Genomic DNA, 16,984 nt, shown 5'->3' with positions numbered 1-16,984 from the left:
CGCGGCAGCCTTGTTCGATCAGCGTACAGGTGACAACGCCAGGTCGTGCAGTAGCACGCCGGCGTCGCTGCTGCCGTTGACGTTGTCGATTGCAAAACTTAGCCGAACGGCCCCGCAAATTGCCGGTACGGTCACCCGTGTGGCGCTGACGGCCTGCTGCGGGTTGACGGGAATTTCGGCGAGGGACGGGCTTGGCCGACCGGAGGAAGGCAGGCAGACGACACTCCAGTGCCCACCTGTCGCGGCGATGTCCTGCGGCGCGGCAGCGCCTGCAGTGAACCGATAGGTGCCTGGGGCGAGCACCAGCACGCGGAAGATCGCCAGCCCTGATCGTCCCGGTAGGATCGAGACCGCCACCTGGTTGTCTGCGGTCAGCTGAGCCTCGACACTGTCGTCTTCGGTCGTGCTCCATGTTAGCGGTTGCGCGGGTGTCCCCCCAGGTCGCGGGGGCGAAACCGGGCCGATCGATCCAGGCCGCATCGCCACCCGCCTCGCGCATCGCAACACGCCGCGCGAGGGCATAGCGGCCATTGTCAACCAGCCGCTTGGCAAGCGCCGCTTCATGCGCGCGCGCGCTGCCTAGTGCGCCCGGCCCATGATCCAGCGCGCCGAGCGTGGCGGCGAGGGCGTCGGGTACGTTGGAAGACTGCACGGCAAAGGCGAAGAACGAGTCGATCCATGGCCGCTGGCGCCGTGCAAGCGCCACGACCCCGTGCTGGATCGCCGGCTCCCCGAGGCCATTGGCGAGCAGGGGAAAGAGGACCGTACGCATGTCGGGGTAGATCGACAGCAAATGGTCGTAATGCAGCAGAGCCACATCGACTTGGCCGGCGTTGACGGCGATTTCGATCAGGGCCAGCTGCGTTAGCGCGTCGCGCCGGGACAGACGTTCGGCGAGCTGCAATGTCTCTTGAGACTGTTTTTGTGCGGAATCGGCTGATACCATGCGCACCATTGCAACACTCAGGGGGCGCGGCCAGAAGGGCAGCGCGCGCGCGCGCTGCCCAGCGATCCAGTGGCATTGGCGCTTTTGGCTGTGCCGCCAGAAGCGCCCGGAAATCCGCATTCAGCGCCGTGGCATTGGTGCCGTCGAGCCCAAGCGCTAAGTCCGGCCGTGTCCGGGCGACGCTTTGCACCAAGGCGTCACGCGTTGCATAGCCGGCGAGGATCAGGCCTACCAAGCCAATGGCGATGCGACGCACCCAGCCTGTCTTGCCAGCGGAAAGAAGGGTCACTTGGCGCCAAATCCTGTCATGACGATCAGCACGGTTCGCAGGATGATCTGGATATCCAGCCACAGCGAAAAATATTTAATGTAGTAGAAATCAAGATAAAGCTTGTCGCGAACGTCGGATATCTCCGCAACATGGCCTTGGTTGACCTGCGCCCATCCGGTCAGACCGGGTTTGATGATATGGCGATAGTGGTAGAAAGGAATTTCCTTCTCATACCATTTGGTAAGCAAATTTGCTTCTGGCCGGGGCCCGATGAAGCTCATGTTGCCCAACAGGATATTTAACAGCTGGGGGAGTTCGTCGATGCGATAGCGCCGCAACACCCGGCCAAGCCGAGTAATACGAGGATCGTCGTCCACCGTGATCGCCTTGCGGTGCAAGGTGGGTTCACCCGAAGGCGGCATGAGCTCCTCGGGGATCATCGTGCGAAGCTTGAATATCCGGAACGGACCGCCGCGCTGGCCGATCCGAATTTGGGTGAAGAAGATCGGACCCGGCGAGTCCAGTTTGATAGCGATCGCGACCACGGCCAGCAAGGGGGACAAGATTATAAGGCAGACCAATGCCGCGATTTGGTCGGCGAAGGATTTCAGGCGCAGATACAGATCGTTGGGGTTGAGCGAGCCCAACGTGTTTTCCGACAGATGATGGACTTCAACGCGTCCGGTGAGCAGCTCGTAGGCATCCGAGGTGTGATGGACTGGAACGCCCGCCAGTGCGAACTCCGCGATTCCGGCCGACCATGCGGCACTGTGATCGTGCCGCAGATCGACGACCACGCCGTTTACGTCCGACAAGTCGTCGTCCGGCGTTTCGAGCCTTTTCCAGACGACATGGCGCACAGCCGGTGCTCGCTCGGAGCGTCCACCGGGAACCAGGCCGAGGCGCAGTCGCTGCCGATCGACCACAACAATCTGGAACAGGGTGAAAAAGATCAAGGCGACGCCATAGCTCGTGGTCAGCTGGGGGCGGCTATAATCCAGTCGCAACATCAGCATGCCGACTGCCAGTGCGCCGTATGCGAACGTCAGGCTCATCGAAATATAACCGGAATAAGATCCTGGAAACAAATGTAGCTTGCGAAAGCCCACAAATCCCGCCGTAATGGCAGTGGCGCAACCAAGACCAGTAAGCAGCTGGATGTCGGCAACACGTCCACCATTGAGAAAAAACGCAAATCCCAACATTGGCGCTACCGCAGCAATAAGTATTCCCAATAAATACTGCGGAAATACGAATGTGCGGCGCGCCACATGCGGGAGCGTGTTATGAAAAACAATTGATGACATGCTAAATTCTATAATCCATTATGACGTTACTAAACGCTGTCACAATTGAATTTGTACTTACTGGTCATGATCTTGCGAAGCACTATAAACTGCCCTAAAATAACAAATTCTAAAGCGGGATTGATAAATCGATGATAATGGATTTTATCAATGGCTATTACACTGGTGCGCTTGGAATGCAACGGCGGATGGCAGCACATTCGAACCGTGCCCACCTGCTGGCCCAGATGTGCGATAGGCCCTCCGAAGGCAGTGAGGCCAAGTTTGAGAAACGCGGCGAACACTTCGCCGACGTTGCCGCGATCTGCGGAAGGGATGCTTTGCTCGCTTGTCATCGGGTGCGGTATAGCGGTCATGTTCCAGCGCATCACCCGCAGCACTGCCAGCCCGTGGACAATTTTGATCCGGTTGGCCGTCGGACTGGTTGTGTTCTTTCCTAAGGGCATTCAGAAACCGATCTTTTCTGACATTCTGGGGGCGGGGCGCTCTGCAAAGATCGGTTATCCCCTACTCGGAGCTGATGGGATCGTTCCTCGGCGTGGTGGAACTCGTATGCGGCGCGCTCATCATCGTCGGGCTGTTCACCTGGCTCGCTACCATTCCGCTGATCGTGACTATGATCGTAGCACTGATAGCGACCAAGCTCCTTATCCTACTGTGGCACGGGTTTGGCCCGTTCAGTCTCCCCGACTTCAAGCGCTACGGCTTTTGGAGCGCGCAGCTGAGAGCCGTGCCGACCTCGCCATGTTGCTCAGGCGCCTCTATCTATCCATTATCGGAAGTGGCCGTTGGTCGATCGATCGGCTGCTCGTCAAAGACGCAGCAGATGATCAGCAGGCAGATGGTCGTCGAGCCGATCCCGCTCGTGATCGAAATTCGTCCTCACCGCTCGCTCGCGGACTTCGGGCGCAAACTTGTTCGCTGTCTTGCTCGACATGGCTCCACCTTCTCAGGAGTTGGAGCCTACAACAAACCCGGGCGGTTCACTGCCGTTCCGTATGCGCTGCGAGTCCAGCGTGGTGCGATTTAGAGGCTTCTGAAATCATTAAGGCGGAAAAGAGGGGGTGGGTCTACCCTGATTGTTAGGGTCAGGACCCATTGATCTGAGCGGCTTGATCTGATTCAGGCTCCGTGAGGAGACCGAGGATGAGCGACCTGTACTGGCTGACCGACGAGCAGATGGCGCGGCTCGAACCGTATTTTCCCAAGAGCCACGGCAAGCCACGGGTTGATGACCGGCGAGTGTTGAGCGGCATCGTTTTCGTCAACCGCAACGGGCTACGATGGTGCGATGCCCCTCGGGAGTATGGCCCACACAAGACGCTCTACAACCGGTGGAAGCGATGGGGCGAAAGGGGCGTCTTCCTCCGCATAATGGAAGGACTGGCGGCCGCGAGCGCCACGCCGAAGACGATCATGATCGACGCGACCTATCTGAAGGCGCACCGCACGGCGTCCAGCCTGCGGGTAAAAAGGGGGCCTTGGGCGCCTCATCGGTCGCACCAAAGGCGGTATGAATACGAAGCTGCACGCCGTCACCGATGCAGAAGGCAGACCGCTCAGCTTCTTCATGACCGCGGGCCAGGTCAGCGACTACACCGGCGCTGCCGCGCTGCTTGATGATCTACCCAAGGCGCAGTGGATGCTGGGCGACCGCGGCTATGACGCAGACTGGTACAGGGACGCCCTTCAGGCAAAGGGCATAACGCCCTGCATTCCGGGGCGAAAATCCCGGATCATCCCCATCAAATATGACAAGCGCCGCTACCGAAGCCGGAGCCGTATCGAGATTATGTTCGGTCGTCTGAAGGACTGGCGCCGCATCGCTACCCGCTACGATCGATGCCCGACCGTCTTCTTTTCCGCTATCGCGCTCGCCGCCACCGTCATCTTCTGGCTCTAATCAATGAGTCGTGACCCTAAGTTGGCTAACTCAATTTAATGGTAAGTTTATGTATATAACACGGGTATTCGATCAATGTTGTTCATCTTCTTCGGTAGATAGGCTTTTAATCCTAACGCCTGGTACTCCAACGTATAAGCCGTTCTCCACTGTAGGCCTTGTTACTAACGTCGATGCACCAATTACGCATCCTTGGGCAACTGTCACTCCAGGTAGGACAGAGGCACCCATACCAATCCAACAACCCGATTCTATCGTAACACGCAGTCCGATAGTTCCGTCTTCGCTGATTCTTCTAATTTTAGAATTTCTATATTTATGCGTTCCCGTAAGTATGCGAACATAAGGACCAAGCCTGCAATAATCTTTTGATATGTATCTCGCCAGAGCCATCAAGAAAGCATCCAATATTAATTACAACATTCTCACCAATAGTAATCTTATTACTTCCAAAAAAACCATGGGGGCTACCATGGCGGTAGGAGCAATTCTAATACCCATTTTGCGTAGTAAAAAGCGCCGAAGTCTACTTCCTACCAACTGACTTTCTTGTAAGGAATTTATTATTTTGAATATTTTGTTATTCATAAGGTCGCCATATGTTAGTCCGAGAGAATGACAATTGCGTAATCGTTCGTCATAATACAAACTGAAAATCAAATAGGCAGTGGAAATTGCGTCGATTTAACCTGTATCTATTCACTTTTGGTAATCGGTCGGGTCATGGTCTCGGTCATAGAAGCAGAGCGGCCTTTGCGCGAAGTTTCGAACATCGCTATGTCCGATAAGTATCATTCTCGGACATAAGGGGTGGTGCGTTGAAATGCGACGTGGCAGACGATTCACGTGAACACCATCAAACTCCCAGGTCAGACCACCCTGAGTACAAATCATCATGTCGACATGAAGACAGGTATGCCTGTGCACGTCGATCAGCCGTCGCTACCCACAATTCTCAATGATAAAATTGAACGTGCGACAGCTTATGCAAAAGCCGCTCGTTCAAGTGCGACGCGACGCGCCTACGGGTCCGATTGGGCAATTTTCAAAGATTGGTGCGCGACGCATGGTTTAGCCTGGCTGCCGGCAAGTCCTGAGATCGTCGCTGTCTTTGCAAGCGACCAGGCGACCGCGGGTTTAAATCCGTCAACCATACATCGCCGTGTCGCGGCGATTGGCTATTATCATCGCGCCGGTGGGCATCCAGCGCCGACAGCGCTTCCGACGGCTGGACGTCTGGCCGAGGTCCTCGCCGGGATCCGTGCGGAACATGGCGGTGCCAAACGTCAGAAGCGGCCAGCGGATGCAACGGCGCTGCGTAACATGCTGATGACTGTAGAAGGCGAGGGACTGCGTGCTATTCGAGACCGTGCCATACTTGCAATCGGGATGGCAGCAGCCTTGCGGCGGTCTGAGATTGTTGCCCTCAGTGTCGAACATGTCGGCCTCGTGCCAGAGGGGCTGCGGCTTACGATTGCACATTCAAAAACAGATCAGGCGCGTCATGGCGCGGTTATTGCTATTCCCGAAGGGTCGCGAATCCGACCCAAGGCGCTGCTACTCGCTTGGATGGCGGCAGCAGGCCATAGCGACGGCTTTCTGTTCCGTCGGCTGTCACGATCAGATGCGCTGACCCCGAACGCTATGTCGGATCGGGCCATTGCGCGGCTTGTGCAGCACTATGCCGCCGCAGCGGGCTACGATCCGACGCAGTTCGCCGGCCATTCGCTGCGTGCCGGCTTCCTTACTGAAGGTGCAGCGCAAGGCGCAACGATTTTCAAGTTACAGGAAGTCAGTCGACATAGATCAGTCCAGGTTCTCTCCGACTATGTCCGCAATGCCGAGCTGTTCAAAAATCACGCAGGCGACCGATTCTTGTGAATATGGCTCTAACAATGTTGTGGTTACACTTAAGTTTCAATTAACACATCGTACTGAAATCAGCTCACGTGTGGAGACGAGCCATAGATATAATATTCAGCACCGTTCGATCCGATTTCCGTTGCAAGGAGGTACAGTCCTCCAATTCCCGGTAGTGAAACCTGTCCGCCATGGCCAGCTCCGACATCGCCAACGCTGCTGGGCAATTCACCCGAAAGGTCCAATAGCTTGTTCTTGCCGAAATTGATCCGGTCCGACGGATCGGCGTCTTGGCCGTTGTAAATCTCTGACGTCGTGACAAGTCTGTCGTCTGCGCCGAAATGCGAAATAGTGTCACCCCCGAGATTTAAGCCAAGGGCGGTATCGAACAGAAAAACATAGCTGCCTTTGGCTGCGTTGAATTTCTCGTTTGAGACTTTGCTGTCTACGATCTTGGCGGACGAGAACATTGTGCTCAGCTGGCGCACGGTGGCAGCGTCGGCGTAGACGAACATGTCGTCACCAGTTTTGCTGCCGAGAAAGCGAAGCTCACTGCTTGCCAAGTCAGGAAGCGCGGCAGACTTCCCCCGTGAGGAGATTTCGTTATAACGATCTAGATCAATTGTTATGTTTGATCCAAAAGTCTCAAAGCCTTCGAACAACTTGGTGTGGCTGATCAGCGTACTGCGCGATCCAAAATTCAGAAAGACGTCGTTACCCGTATTATTCGCACCAATAACAATCTGGTTGGCCCGTCCCTCCGCCAGATCGTAGCTGTCATTCGTGCCATTATTGTCCACATCAACTCGGTTACCTGACGTAAACAGAGTGCTGTTGTTCGCAAATCCCATATCACCCGCCTTTTACGTTGGCGAACAGGTCAGACGTATCTTTCGCTGCTTCCCGGTCGCTTTTCCAGCCTTGAAGGAGGCCGGCAGCGGAAGATACATTTATCTATCAAAGAGTGAAGAGATATTTAACCATTGTTGCCGCAGTTTATGGGAACCGGTTTGCCAGGCGAACAGAACTAGTATCGTCAGTCCCGTGCCGCGCGGGTGTGCTTCCAGAGCTTCCACCACGGATTGGGCGCCCAGAGATCAACGCCCCGTTCCGTCGCGGCGCGGGTCAGATCGCGCGTTAAGGACCGCAATTGACGATCATTGAGTGCAAGGTGAACCCGCATGAAGATACCGCGGTTGTAGTGCTCAGTATCGCCGGCCACCTGAAGCGTTAATATGATACCGTCCTTCGATGCGCAACGCTTCCAGCCGGCCAGTGCGCCTAGCATCTCTCGTGACATCTTTCCTCTCCATTCCTCAGATCCCTGACACCGATCCGGTCATCATGATTGTGTTGGATGGGGACGGTCACAAGTTATTATGAATAGGCGTATAATCACGCTTCGTAAACCGGCGTGCTACGTCGGTGCCGGGACTGGGGTCTAGCGGTTGGGTCCCCGGCGATCGAGGGTTGTGCCAGATAGTCGATTGACTGCACCGACGATCGATACTTAGCCTGTTTTATTATCATTGCCGACGCAGCGAGCGGACTGCATCTACGCCGTCTTGGCGTGCGCGCCGTACGGACGAAGATGTCGCCTTTTTGTGATGTCGGCAGCGGCGGCGCATTTGCCACGCGTGTTGCTGCGAGTTCGACCTTTAAGTGGTCGCCGGGATTAGCAACCGGCGCCAATGACGGCTCTGCAGGTACAGTTGGTGCAAGAGCCGTATCGCTCGGCACCGGGGCCGTTGTGACCGCGAACGCCCTCGGTATTGCCGGGTGCGACGGCATGGTTTTCCGCACCCGCAGCGCCTTGCGCGCGACGTCCGGAACTCTCGACAATGTCGTCGTCACCGAGTCCGTGTCCGTTGGGCCAGATGAAAGTATGGATGTGGTAGCCAATCGAGCTGGCGCTGGTCCGTCGATTGGTGCCACCGGCACCGGTAGCGTATGTCTGACGATCCGGGTGGGCCGCTCGATATGTTTCGAAGCTTGCAAGGCTGGCTGGCTCTGTCGCTCGGTCCGTGTCGCGGTGAACGCAACGAGAATAAGCACTGTCGTAATCGCTGCGAAAGCGGGAGCGAACCTCTTAAGCGATCGCGCTGCCTCGGGGCTAGTCCGACGCCCAGATATGTCGTTACCGGACAGGGCAAGAATAGCTGCCAAATCGGCGTCCAGACGCCTATCGCCAAAAGCAGCTACGATCGACATTAAATCGTTCCGGCCGCTGTTTGATCGCTTCCTGGCTTGCAAGCCAAGCCACGCTTATAATAGGTTTCGAACGCGGCATCGTCGGCTGCCGAAGTTGCCTTGGTAGTCGCCATCGTATTGAGCGTCCATGTTTCACCATTTTCGATGCCAAGCGCTGTCAACCGGCCGGTGCGATAGGCACCCGTGTCAATACCGATGCGGTTTGCGTGTATGACGGGGCCACTTTCGTTAATGGAATGGCCGTGAACGACGGTCATTCCATGCGATTCACGCGATGTCAGGAAATCGTCAGTGATCCACAGCAGATCGTCTTGTCGCTGTTTGCGCAGCGACACACCGGGTCTAATCCCAGCATGGACTAACAAATAGCCGCCATGCCGGTGATGTAAGGGTAATTCGTCCAGCCAATCGATTACTTCTACTCCAACGACGTCAGCCGAAATCCGTAAATTGTCCATCGTCGCAGGCCCTTCCACCACTGCCGGGTCTACGCCCCAGCTTCGCAAAGTTTCCCGCCCCCGAACGCAAGCCAGTTAGCATAAACGGTCAAATCGCCGCGCAACGCTTTGACCATCATCTCTTCATGATTGCCTTTCAGCACCACGAAGCGTCGGGTCGAGGCGGTCAGATTCATGCAGCCGCGCACCATCCGCGCCGAGTCCGGACCACGATCGATGATGTCGCCCAACAGAACCACCTGAGTCGTAACCGGCAGCCTTACGGCCTGATCGTGCTCAACAATGCTCATTAGTCTGCTGAACAGGTCCAACCGGCCATGAATATCTCCCACCGCGTAGATTCGCTGTACTGTCTTTTCGGGTTTCTTGTAAAAACGCACGATTGTTTCCCCTGTTCGCCGGACACTACCGTCCGACCCGATCCCCCAACCCGACCGACAGGGCCAATCCGGCAGATAGGCCGGCCGCACCGTTCGACAAGCCAGCGGTAGCAAAGCCTGTAAGTCGCAGCGGCATCGAGGGGACACGCGTCGATACGCCACCAAACAGTTCGTGCGAGTCCTGAACCAAGCGCGTCGCAGCCCGGGCGTAATGATAGGAAGCAACAAAAACGCTGTCACGTCCGAATGCGTACGAGGCTCCCGCAGATGCGGCTGGCCCGTTGCGCAGGCGATACAAAGTCGTGTCGCCAAGGAAGCGATACGTAAACGATGCAAATGGCGTGACCCGTCCGATCGGCAGTGAGACATCAGTACCCAGCGCGTAGTCATTTTCACCGCTCGACAGGCCACTTCCCTTCGTGGCGGTGTTGATCTTGGCGCGGCCCGACATCTGAACCTCAATTGGCGATGCAGCCGGTGCGATCGTGTAGGCAGCGCCAAGCGTTAGATCGCCGAAGCCATTCATCGTCCGTTTCTGTGCCGCTGTGTTTGGTGCTACCAAAACCGGTGTCGAATCGATCCCGGTGAAAATTGTCGAACGGCTGCGGATGCGCATCCACGGCAGCGATGCCGACAGCGTCCAGTCACCGGAACGCAAACGCGCGCCCAGGGCGGAACTCCAGATGGTTGTATCGGATCGGGTACCAAATTTTCCTCCGGCGTAGCTCGTGCCGAGCGACAGGTTGAAGACAGTGTCGCCATCCATCCGTTCCATCGCCTGCGGGACGCTGCTGGGCGATACTGTTGTTGTGGCACTGGAAGGTGAAATACTGCTGGCGGGATCGTAACTGACGGACTGCTTTGCGACGGGTAAATCCGGTTTTTCCTGGGCAACGGCCTGGCTTGCCATGCCAGCAGCAATCGTTGCACCGCATAACGTCGCCATCATTTCTTTCATACAACTCTCCTTATCGCAGGCTTTTTATGAAACACGGCAAATTACCTTATCTACGATAAGACCCGTTTGCCTTGGTCTTGCGACCTCAACCGCAATTGGCTGAAATCGTTGCGAACGCACTGGGCGTGTTGAATGATCATGAGCGGAGCCTGCTGAGTCGTGAGACCGATTTTTCGACTCGATCCACCACGATCGACAAAATCGGTTTAGAACGAAACATAAAAATTCCGTCATCACGCCGATAGATTACCGTCATGATGTTGACATGGGCGAGGATGGTGTCAGCATCGTTAACCATAAGCTAGGAGCAGCAGATACGTGCTGGGTTCGGTTATGATGTCCGGGTTGGTAATCGCCATATCTTCGGCAGGCGCGATGGCGCAAGCCATGCCGTCACCACTCTGGCGTGGTGTGTCGCGGATCGTCCTCAGCTGCTCGACCGGATTAGATGCCCGGTTGTGCGATGCCATTGTCAATGCCGCGCGCGTACATACAGCGATCCCGGTAGAACTTGCCTCCGGTGCAGCGCCAACCGATCGCGCTACCGTCATTCTTGCTATCACACCTGCCGATAACGGTCGCACCCTGGTCGCTTTGGCGCGCCGGGCGGTCGAGATCGACGAGGCCGAAGGACCCGCCCGCTACGCCGTCGCCTGGGACCCTACCGCACCCAGCGCGGCCTTGGACGATCTTCTAACCCGTATTCTGCCGCATCGGTCCGTAGGAGGCTGGCGGCTGAAATAAGATCTGCTCGAGCGTGGCGGCTGTAAATCCGCAGCGCTGGGTGAGGTACCATGACAACAGGGAGAATAAGCATGGACGGATCTTTCGACGCTGTAGGCACGTATGGCTGTGCTTGCGGATCGTGCGCGGCTGGTTTGACCCATCATCAAGACGATAACGGTCCTAACCCGGTTGCGGCATCGCTCGATCCCAAGGCGGGCAGCACGTTCGCCGACAAGCCGATCTGGAGCGCGACGCAAGTCGGGGAATATCTCAATAGAAGCGGTTATGATTGGTATACTAACAATTACGGTGAACTGAACGATGGCGTGCTCAACTATGGCTTTTGGCTAAACAAGGACGAGCTCGGCAATAGCTATTATGTCAATATTGCTGGTACTTCAGCATATAGTGAATATTTTGACTTCACTGCCTTCAATGCCGGCCAGACCGATCTTGCCCAGCGTTCCATAGGGCTGTGGGATGACCTCGTCGCGATTTCGTTCCAGCAGACTAAGTCGGGTTCGGCGGATATCACCTTCGGCAATACCGCGACCGGCGGTGCACAAGCATATGCCTATCTGCCGTTCGGCAATATCTACGATGCTGAAAGCCTGGCGGATGGATATGAAGATACCGGCCGATTGGGTGGTGACGTTTGGATCGATGGCGGCGTTGCGTCGAATTTCTCGCCACTGGTCGCTAGCTACTATGCGCAAACAACGATGGTGCACGAGATCGGTCATGCGATAGGCCTCAGCCATCCCGGCGATTATGATGCGCTCGACGACAATGACGGTGACGGCGAGCCCGATCCGATCACCTACGCCAACGATGCGTTCTATGCCCAGGATTCACGTCAATACAGCATCATGAGCTATTTCGACGCCTATGAGACGGGCGCGCAGCATATTGATTTCTCTCTGCTCAATTTTGCTTATGCGGCGACACCGCTGATCCACGATATCGTCGCGATTCAGAAGATCTATGGCGCGGATCAGACGACTCGGACCGGCAACACGGTTTATGGGTTCAACGCTACGGCCGGCAACGCGGTCTACGACTTTGCGGTCAACACGCGCCCAATCGTCGCGATCTGGGATGCTGGTGGCAATGATACGCTCGACTTCTCGGGCTGGAACACGCCCTCGGTTATCGATCTCAATCAAGGCGCCTTCTCGTCGGGTGGCGGGATTGAAGAATTCTTGACGCTAGAGCAAGTTAACGCAAACCGTGCTGCGCTGGGCTTCGCCCCCCGTACCGAAGCGACCTATGCGTTCTATGAAGACCTTAAGGACCAGCTCGGACTAAAGAACGGCCTGTTTACCGATAATATCTCGATTGCTTATGGTGCAACAATCGAAAACGCGATCGGTGGGGGGCGGCAGCGACCGCATCATCGGCAACGATGTCGCCAACGTGCTGACAGGCGGAGCGGGGCGCGACGTGTTCGAGTTGCATACCGGGGGAAGTCTGGATCAGACCGTGTCACCGACTGGCAGCGCGGCGACGTGCTCGCCACGACCAAGGCGATCGCTGACGGTAACGGTGATGGTATCATCACTTGGAGCGGATCGACGCTGTCGCTGGACACCAGCGATGGCGATCGTGTGCAACTCTCTGGTGCGCAGGGTAGCAGCGGACTGCGGTTGATGGGCAACGTTGACGGCGTCTTCTATTATGAGGATGCCCGCGTTCGTCCGATCGCATCGAGCGGCCAGAAGGTCTACGAAAGCGGCTTTGGCAACGACGTGTTGCGCGGTCGTTCGACTGCCAGCGCCACGGACGTGTTCTTCTTCGACACCGCCAACCCGGTCGCTGGCCTTGGCCGTGACACCGTCACGTTCACGCGTAACGATGTGCTCGTTACGACGACGAAACTGGCCGACCTCGACAATGACGGTAAGATCACGTTCGGTTCCGACAGCCGTCTGGATCTGACAGGTGCCGGCGGCAGCGTCGGGCTGACCGGTATCAACGCGTTGGAATATGATGGCGCCGTGACCAACAACGGTATCGAATATTACGTCTACAGCAATGTCGGCTCAGCGGTCGGTACGGGCGCAGTGCACTTCTGATGATCGTGATCAGGGCAGGGATTGAAGCCCCTGCCCTGATGTTTCGATCTATCTATTCTACCGGCGGCTTAGCTGCCGTAATAGCCCCGATACCAGTCTGCAAAACGCATCAGCCCCTCATCCAGCATCACTTTCGGCTGGTAACCCGTCAACGCACGCAGCTTTGACACGTCAGCATAGGTCGCCGTAACATCGCCTTGCTGCATCGGGCGCATGACCTTTTCCGCGGTACGGCCAAGCGCACGTTCCAGCGAATCGATCATCTCCATCAGGCCGACCGGATGGCTGTCCCCAATGTTGAGAACGCGATGCGCCCCCCCTCAGGAGGATGATCGAGCGAGGCGACGATCCCTTCGACTATATCGTCAATATAGGTGAAGTCGCGGGCCATCTTGCCTTCGCCGTAAACCTCAATCGCCTCGCCTCGCATGATCTTCTGCGTGAACGAGAAATAGGCCATGTCGGGACGGCCCCAGGGGCCATAGACAGTGAAGAATCGCAAGCCCGTCTGCGGCAGAGCGTAGAGCGTTGCATAAGACTGGCTCATTAACTCGCACGACCGCTTGGTGGCGGCGTAGAGCGACACAGGGCTGGTAGCCGGCTCATCCTCAGTAAATCCCGCCCCGCCCATCGGCTTGTCGCCATAAACTGAGCTGGACGACGCATAGACGAGGTGCTCGAACCCCGGCGCGTGGCGGCAGGCTTCCATCACCGATAGATGCCCGGCCAGATTGGAATGCTGATAGGCAAACGGATTTTCAATGCTGTAGCGCACCCCCGCCTGCGCAGCGAGATGCACGACGCGGACCACACCTTCCGCCTTGATCAACGCAGCGACCGCGGTGTTGTCGGCGATGTCCATCTTTTCGAAGCGAAAATTTGCCACGTCGTCGAACGTCGCGAGGCGAGCCGCTTTCAATGCCGGATCGTAGTAATCGTTGACGATGTCGATGCCGATCACCCGCTCGCCGCGGGCGAGCAGATGATGGGCGGTCGCATGGCCGACGAACCCTGCCACACCGGTGACGAGGACGGGGTCTGATCTGCTCATCGTCCGATACCCGTGTAGTTAAAGCCAGCGGCTTCGATATCCTTGGGGTTATAGACATTGCGCAGGTCGATCATGATCGGCGCGCTGAGCAACGATTTGACGCGGGCGAGGTCGAGTGCGCGATAGGCGTTCCATTCGGTCAGGATCGCGACCGCATCGGCGCCTTCGATCGCCTCATAAGGGCCATCGCGATAGTCAACGTTCTGAAGCACCAGCTTGGCCTGCTCAACGCCTTCGGGATCGTGCGCCTGCACCTTAGCGCCGGCATCCTGCAACGCCTGGATGACCGCAATCGCCGGGCTGTCGCGCATGTCGTCCGTGTTGGGCTTGAAAGTAAGACCGAGCACCGCGACCGTCTTGCCGCGCACGTCGCCCCCCATAGCCGCAATGATCTTGCGACCCATCGCGCGCTTGCGGTTGTCGTTGACTGCGACCACCGCTTCTACGATCCGCTGCGGCGCGTCGTAATCCTGGCTGGTCTTGAGCAACGCCAGAGTGTCTTTCGGGAAGCACGAGCCGCCATAGCCAGGACCGGCGTGGAGGAATTTTTTGCCGATCCGGTTGTCGAGGCCGATGCCGCGCGCGACGTCTTGCACGTCTGCACCGACTTTTTCGCAAAGATCCGCGATTTCGTTGATGAAGGTGATCTTGGTCGCGAGGAAGGCGTTGCCGGCATATTTGATCAACTCGGCGGTGCGACGGCCGGTCACGAGGATCGGTGCGGCATTGATCGAGAGTGGCCGATAGACCTGGCGCATTACCTCAGTCGCGCGCTCGTCCTCTGAACCGATGACAATGCGGTCGGGCCGCTTGAAATCGTCGATCGCGGCGCCTTCGCGCAGGAACTCGGGATTGGAAACGACGCCGAATTCGGCACCCGGATTGGCGGCGCGGATGATGCGCTCGACTTCGTCACCGGTGCCAACAGGCACAGTCGATTTCGTGACGACTACGGTATAGCCGTCGATTGCCCGGCCAATCTCCTCGGCTGCGGCATAGACGTAGGTAAGGTCGGCATGGCCATCGCCACGCCGCGACGGCGTACCGACGCCGATAAAGATTGCATCAGCGTTCTTGACGCCGTCGGTCAGGTCGGTGCCGAAGGTCAGCCGCCCTTCCCTGACGTTACGTGCAACCAAGTCGTCGAGGCCCGGCTCAAAGATTGGCATCTTGCCCTGATGCAACGCATCGATCTTGCGCTGGTCCTTGTCGATGCAAACGACTTCATGGCCAAAGTCGGCGAAACAGGCGCCCGATACTAGGCCGACATAGCCCGATCCGATCATGGTAATGCGCAAGATTGGTATCTCCTGAAAATAGCGACGTACCGTTTCGACGGTACCTAGATGAACCTGCCTCGCGATAATAGGACATTTGCCAATGCACGCACCAAGCGAGAACGGTGGTGTTAGAGATTTGGCTCCCGCCGCCTGAATGACGTTGATCGCATGGATGCTAGGAGAAAGGCAGGCTGCGAAGAGCGGTTGCGAACACAAGCCAGCCCATCAAGCTGGCGAGCGCTAATAGTGCTATTCGAGTCACGAACGGAAGTTGCGGCTGCGATATCTCGCCATCGTCGGCAATCGCTGATGCCCGCAGCGAGCGTAGTAACGGTATCGCTGGGCGATCGGGTAAAGGCGTCCTCGATTTGGGCCGAGGTTAAGCCTGGTTCAAAGATGCATCCATAAACCGTGTCGGCTCGCCGAACTATTCGCGCAGTGGCCCGCCCGGCGCCGGCAAGTCCGACATGGACGATCGTGTCGATTGGTATTGGAACGGTGCTTGAGAAGGCGAATCCGTTAGGAGAAAGATCCTCCACTCTCACATCATGCGGTGCGTCCGAAATGCGTAAGGTGCTAGGTTGCAGGATCGGGGGCGCGATCGTCTTCGCGTCGACAGGGAACGGCGTCCTGCGCCGATGCAGAATGCTGCATCGGTGGCTTAGGCAATCCACGCAACGGTACAGGCAAGGGCTATTATGAACAACACAGGTCCGGCAGCAGCCGAAACAAGGTGCATCCCCTGTCCCATTCGCGTTGGCTGCTCCGGCGGTAGAAGCCAAGCATCGAAGTCGATGCGGTCGCCAGGAAGGGCGTTACCATCCGGCGGCGGTGGATCCGGTAATCGGACAAGAGTTGAAGGGCGTGCCATAACGATTCCTATGCAGGAAGATCGTTAAATCACTGTGCCGCCTATTAGTTAAAATGGCATACACCCTATCACGATAGGGCATTACAAAGCTTATTCCTAAAAGGCGTTGCGGTGCACGACAACGCGAACGGTAGAAATGAGGATAGCAAAATCGCGTAATACCGACCAGCCAATAATATATTCGAGGTCGGCCTGAAGCCGCCGAGTGAGGTCACTCCGTTCGTGCGTCGCGCCACGGAAGCCGCGCACCTGAGCAAGACCTGTAATACCCGGCTTGAGAGCGTGACGGTGCCAATAACGCTCGTCAACTTCCCAAAAGAGCTGTTGCCCTGCAAGCGACCCAAGGGCGTGGGGTCGTGGCCCGACGATGCTCATCGATCCAAATAGAACATTGAGAAGCTGAGGAAGTTCATCGATGCTAGTCGCCCGGATGACGCGACCAACCCGCGTGATCCGAACATCGTCCCGTGATGCGGAAACTGTGCCGGATGCATCTGACTGCTCAACGCGCATTGAGCGGAATTTAAACACCTCGAATAGCGCGTTGCCGCGACCGACACGCTGTTGGCGGAAGAAGATCGGGCCACGACTGTCGCATTTTATAACAAGCGCCGTCAGCACGAAAATCGGTAGAAGGACCAAGAGGGGCCGGTATCGCGAACGCGAGATCAAAGCAGCGCTTGATAA

The 16,984-nt window shown here is 57.0% G+C and carries 19 protein-coding genes and 1 pseudogene; 6 read left to right on the top strand and 14 right to left on the bottom strand.

All coding sequences use genetic code 11. The features are described 5' to 3' along the window. Positions 1–18: 18 nt before the first annotated feature. Complete coding sequence (locus NHF48_RS22165) at positions 19–531, bottom strand: hypothetical protein (protein WP_263817059.1); 513 nt, start codon at positions 529–531, stop codon at positions 19–21. 64 nt (positions 532–595) lie between these two features. On the opposite strand from NHF48_RS22165, the gene NHF48_RS22160 reads away from it, so the two are divergent. Then, positions 596–868 carry a hypothetical protein gene (locus NHF48_RS22160; RefSeq protein ID WP_253072622.1) on the top strand — a complete coding sequence of 91 codons (273 nt, stop codon included), beginning with the start codon at positions 596–598 and terminating at the stop codon, positions 866–868. A gap of 363 nt (positions 869–1,231) precedes the next feature. On the opposite strand, the gene NHF48_RS22155 is transcribed toward NHF48_RS22160, so the two are convergent. Both NHF48_RS22155 and NHF48_RS22150 read right to left on the bottom strand, forming a co-directional pair. Beyond that, positions 1,232–2,524: a sugar transferase gene (locus NHF48_RS22155; protein WP_253072621.1), complete on the bottom strand. Its 1,293-nt coding sequence runs from the start codon at positions 2,522–2,524 to the stop codon at positions 1,232–1,234. A 29-nt stretch (positions 2,525–2,553) separates the two neighbouring features. Beyond that, positions 2,554–2,970 (bottom strand): hypothetical protein, encoded by a 417-nt coding sequence (locus NHF48_RS22150; protein WP_253072715.1) that lies wholly within the window; start codon positions 2,968–2,970, stop codon positions 2,554–2,556. 74 nt (positions 2,971–3,044) lie between these two features. Between NHF48_RS22150 and NHF48_RS22145 the strand changes: the two genes are divergently transcribed. Together NHF48_RS22145 and NHF48_RS22140 are read left to right on the top strand one after the other, a co-directional pair. After that, a complete protein-coding gene (locus NHF48_RS22145; RefSeq protein ID WP_263817057.1) occupies positions 3,045–3,554 on the top strand; it encodes a DoxX family protein in 510 nt (169 codons plus the stop codon). 116 nt (positions 3,555–3,670) lie between these two features. Beyond that, positions 3,671–4,427 (top strand): IS5 family transposase gene (locus NHF48_RS22140; RefSeq protein WP_253072620.1). Its coding sequence is split into 2 segments (ribosomal slippage): positions 3,671–3,996 and positions 3,995–4,427, totalling 759 coding nucleotides; the frame shifts between segments, so codons are not numbered across the junction. Positions 4,428–4,499: 72 nt separating this feature from the next. On the opposite strand, the gene NHF48_RS26275 is transcribed toward NHF48_RS22140, so the two are convergent. Beyond that, the gene (locus NHF48_RS26275; protein ID WP_446741227.1) at positions 4,500–4,820 is read right to left on the bottom strand and encodes an acyltransferase; all 321 of its coding nucleotides are present in this window, start codon (positions 4,818–4,820) and stop codon (positions 4,500–4,502) included. A gap of 453 nt (positions 4,821–5,273) precedes the next feature. Here NHF48_RS26275 and NHF48_RS22135 point away from each other — a divergent pair, with 453 nt between their 5' ends. Beyond that, positions 5,274–6,308 carry a site-specific integrase gene (locus NHF48_RS22135; protein WP_253072619.1) on the top strand — a complete coding sequence of 345 codons (1,035 nt, stop codon included), beginning with the start codon at positions 5,274–5,276 and terminating at the stop codon, positions 6,306–6,308. Between the two features lie 59 nt (positions 6,309–6,367). On the opposite strand, the gene NHF48_RS22130 is transcribed toward NHF48_RS22135, so the two are convergent. The 5 genes from NHF48_RS22130 to NHF48_RS22110 all read right to left on the bottom strand — a co-directional run bounded on the left by NHF48_RS22130 (position 6,368) and on the right by NHF48_RS22110 (position 10,294). Next, positions 6,368–7,138, bottom strand: coding sequence for a hypothetical protein (locus NHF48_RS22130; protein ID WP_253072618.1), 771 nt, complete (start codon positions 7,136–7,138; stop codon positions 6,368–6,370). 185 nt (positions 7,139–7,323) lie between these two features. After that, a complete protein-coding gene (locus tag NHF48_RS22125) occupies positions 7,324–7,587 on the bottom strand; it encodes a hypothetical protein (protein ID WP_056490811.1) in 264 nt (87 codons plus the stop codon). A 910-nt stretch (positions 7,588–8,497) separates the two neighbouring features. After that, positions 8,498–8,956, bottom strand: coding sequence for a hypothetical protein (locus NHF48_RS22120; RefSeq protein ID WP_253072617.1), 459 nt, complete (start codon positions 8,954–8,956; stop codon positions 8,498–8,500). A 29-nt stretch (positions 8,957–8,985) separates the two neighbouring features. Further along, positions 8,986–9,336, bottom strand: coding sequence for a metallophosphoesterase (locus NHF48_RS22115; RefSeq protein WP_253072616.1), 351 nt, complete (start codon positions 9,334–9,336; stop codon positions 8,986–8,988). Between the two features lie 25 nt (positions 9,337–9,361). Further along, entirely contained in the window at positions 9,362–10,294 is a 933-nt protein-coding gene (locus NHF48_RS22110; RefSeq protein WP_253072615.1) for a hypothetical protein, read from the bottom strand. Between the two features lie 318 nt (positions 10,295–10,612). Here NHF48_RS22110 and NHF48_RS22105 point away from each other — a divergent pair, with 318 nt between their 5' ends. Then, the gene (locus tag NHF48_RS22105) at positions 10,613–11,038 is read left to right on the top strand and encodes a hypothetical protein (protein ID WP_253072614.1); all 426 of its coding nucleotides are present in this window, start codon (positions 10,613–10,615) and stop codon (positions 11,036–11,038) included. Positions 11,039–11,109: 71 nt separating this feature from the next. Further along, the gene (locus tag NHF48_RS24395) at positions 11,110–13,095 is read left to right on the top strand and encodes a M10 family metallopeptidase C-terminal domain-containing protein (RefSeq protein ID WP_274705438.1); all 1,986 of its coding nucleotides are present in this window, start codon (positions 11,110–11,112) and stop codon (positions 13,093–13,095) included. Between the two features lie 68 nt (positions 13,096–13,163). On the opposite strand, the gene NHF48_RS25560 is transcribed toward NHF48_RS24395, so the two are convergent. The 5 genes and pseudogenes from NHF48_RS25560 to NHF48_RS22075 form a co-directional block, all read right to left on the bottom strand. Then, positions 13,164–13,358 carry a hypothetical protein gene (locus tag NHF48_RS25560; RefSeq protein ID WP_342454778.1) on the bottom strand — a complete coding sequence of 65 codons (195 nt, stop codon included), beginning with the start codon at positions 13,356–13,358 and terminating at the stop codon, positions 13,164–13,166. Positions 13,359–13,363: 5 nt separating this feature from the next. Continuing rightward, positions 13,364–14,113, bottom strand: a complete 750-nt coding sequence (locus NHF48_RS22085; protein ID WP_342454777.1) for an NAD-dependent epimerase/dehydratase family protein — start codon at positions 14,111–14,113, stop codon at positions 13,364–13,366. 29 nt (positions 14,114–14,142) lie between these two features. After that, positions 14,143–15,444 (bottom strand): UDP-glucose dehydrogenase family protein, encoded by a 1,302-nt coding sequence (locus NHF48_RS22080; protein WP_056490793.1) that lies wholly within the window; start codon positions 15,442–15,444, stop codon positions 14,143–14,145. A 110-nt stretch (positions 15,445–15,554) separates the two neighbouring features. Continuing rightward, a complete protein-coding gene (locus tag NHF48_RS26270; protein WP_446741237.1) occupies positions 15,555–16,100 on the bottom strand; it encodes a PilZ domain-containing protein in 546 nt (181 codons plus the stop codon). A 293-nt stretch (positions 16,101–16,393) separates the two neighbouring features. After that, positions 16,394–16,984: pseudogene (locus tag NHF48_RS22075) on the bottom strand (sugar transferase); the annotation flags it as partial.

This window comes from Sphingomonas sp. H160509, from assembly GCF_024124765.2.
Classification (GTDB): domain Bacteria; phylum Pseudomonadota; class Alphaproteobacteria; order Sphingomonadales; family Sphingomonadaceae; genus Sphingomonas.
The sequence above is the reverse complement of the archived record's forward strand: the minus strand, read 5'-3'. Positions and strand labels throughout refer to the sequence as shown.

What these genes read in the sequence shown, in the direction of transcription:
- NHF48_RS22145 (WP_263817057.1), top strand. Translation starts at nt 3,045, where the DNA reads ATGGGATCGTTCCTCGGCGTGGTGGAACTCGTATGCGGCGCGCTCATC.
- NHF48_RS26275 (WP_446741227.1), bottom strand. Translation starts at nt 4,820, where the DNA reads ATGGCTCTGGCGAGATACATATCAAAAGATTATTGCAGGCTTGGTCCT.
- NHF48_RS22125 (WP_056490811.1), bottom strand. Translation starts at nt 7,587, where the DNA reads ATGTCACGAGAGATGCTAGGCGCACTGGCCGGCTGGAAGCGTTGCGCA.
- NHF48_RS22165 (WP_263817059.1), bottom strand. Translation starts at nt 531, where the DNA reads ATGGCCGCTATGCCCTCGCGCGGCGTGTTGCGATGCGCGAGGCGGGTG.
- NHF48_RS25560 (WP_342454778.1), bottom strand. Translation starts at nt 13,358, where the DNA reads ATGATCGATTCGCTGGAACGTGCGCTTGGCCGTACCGCGGAAAAGGTC.
- NHF48_RS22150 (WP_253072715.1), bottom strand. Translation starts at nt 2,970, where the DNA reads ATGCCCTTAGGAAAGAACACAACCAGTCCGACGGCCAACCGGATCAAA.
- NHF48_RS24395 (WP_274705438.1), top strand. Translation starts at nt 11,110, where the DNA reads ATGGACGGATCTTTCGACGCTGTAGGCACGTATGGCTGTGCTTGCGGA.
- NHF48_RS22155 (WP_253072621.1), bottom strand. Translation starts at nt 2,524, where the DNA reads ATGTCATCAATTGTTTTTCATAACACGCTCCCGCATGTGGCGCGCCGC.
- NHF48_RS22120 (WP_253072617.1), bottom strand. Translation starts at nt 8,956, where the DNA reads ATGGACAATTTACGGATTTCGGCTGACGTCGTTGGAGTAGAAGTAATC.
- NHF48_RS22160 (WP_253072622.1), top strand. Translation starts at nt 596, where the DNA reads ATGATCCAGCGCGCCGAGCGTGGCGGCGAGGGCGTCGGGTACGTTGGA.
- NHF48_RS22110 (WP_253072615.1), bottom strand. Translation starts at nt 10,294, where the DNA reads ATGAAAGAAATGATGGCGACGTTATGCGGTGCAACGATTGCTGCTGGC.
- NHF48_RS22130 (WP_253072618.1), bottom strand. Translation starts at nt 7,138, where the DNA reads ATGGGATTTGCGAACAACAGCACTCTGTTTACGTCAGGTAACCGAGTT.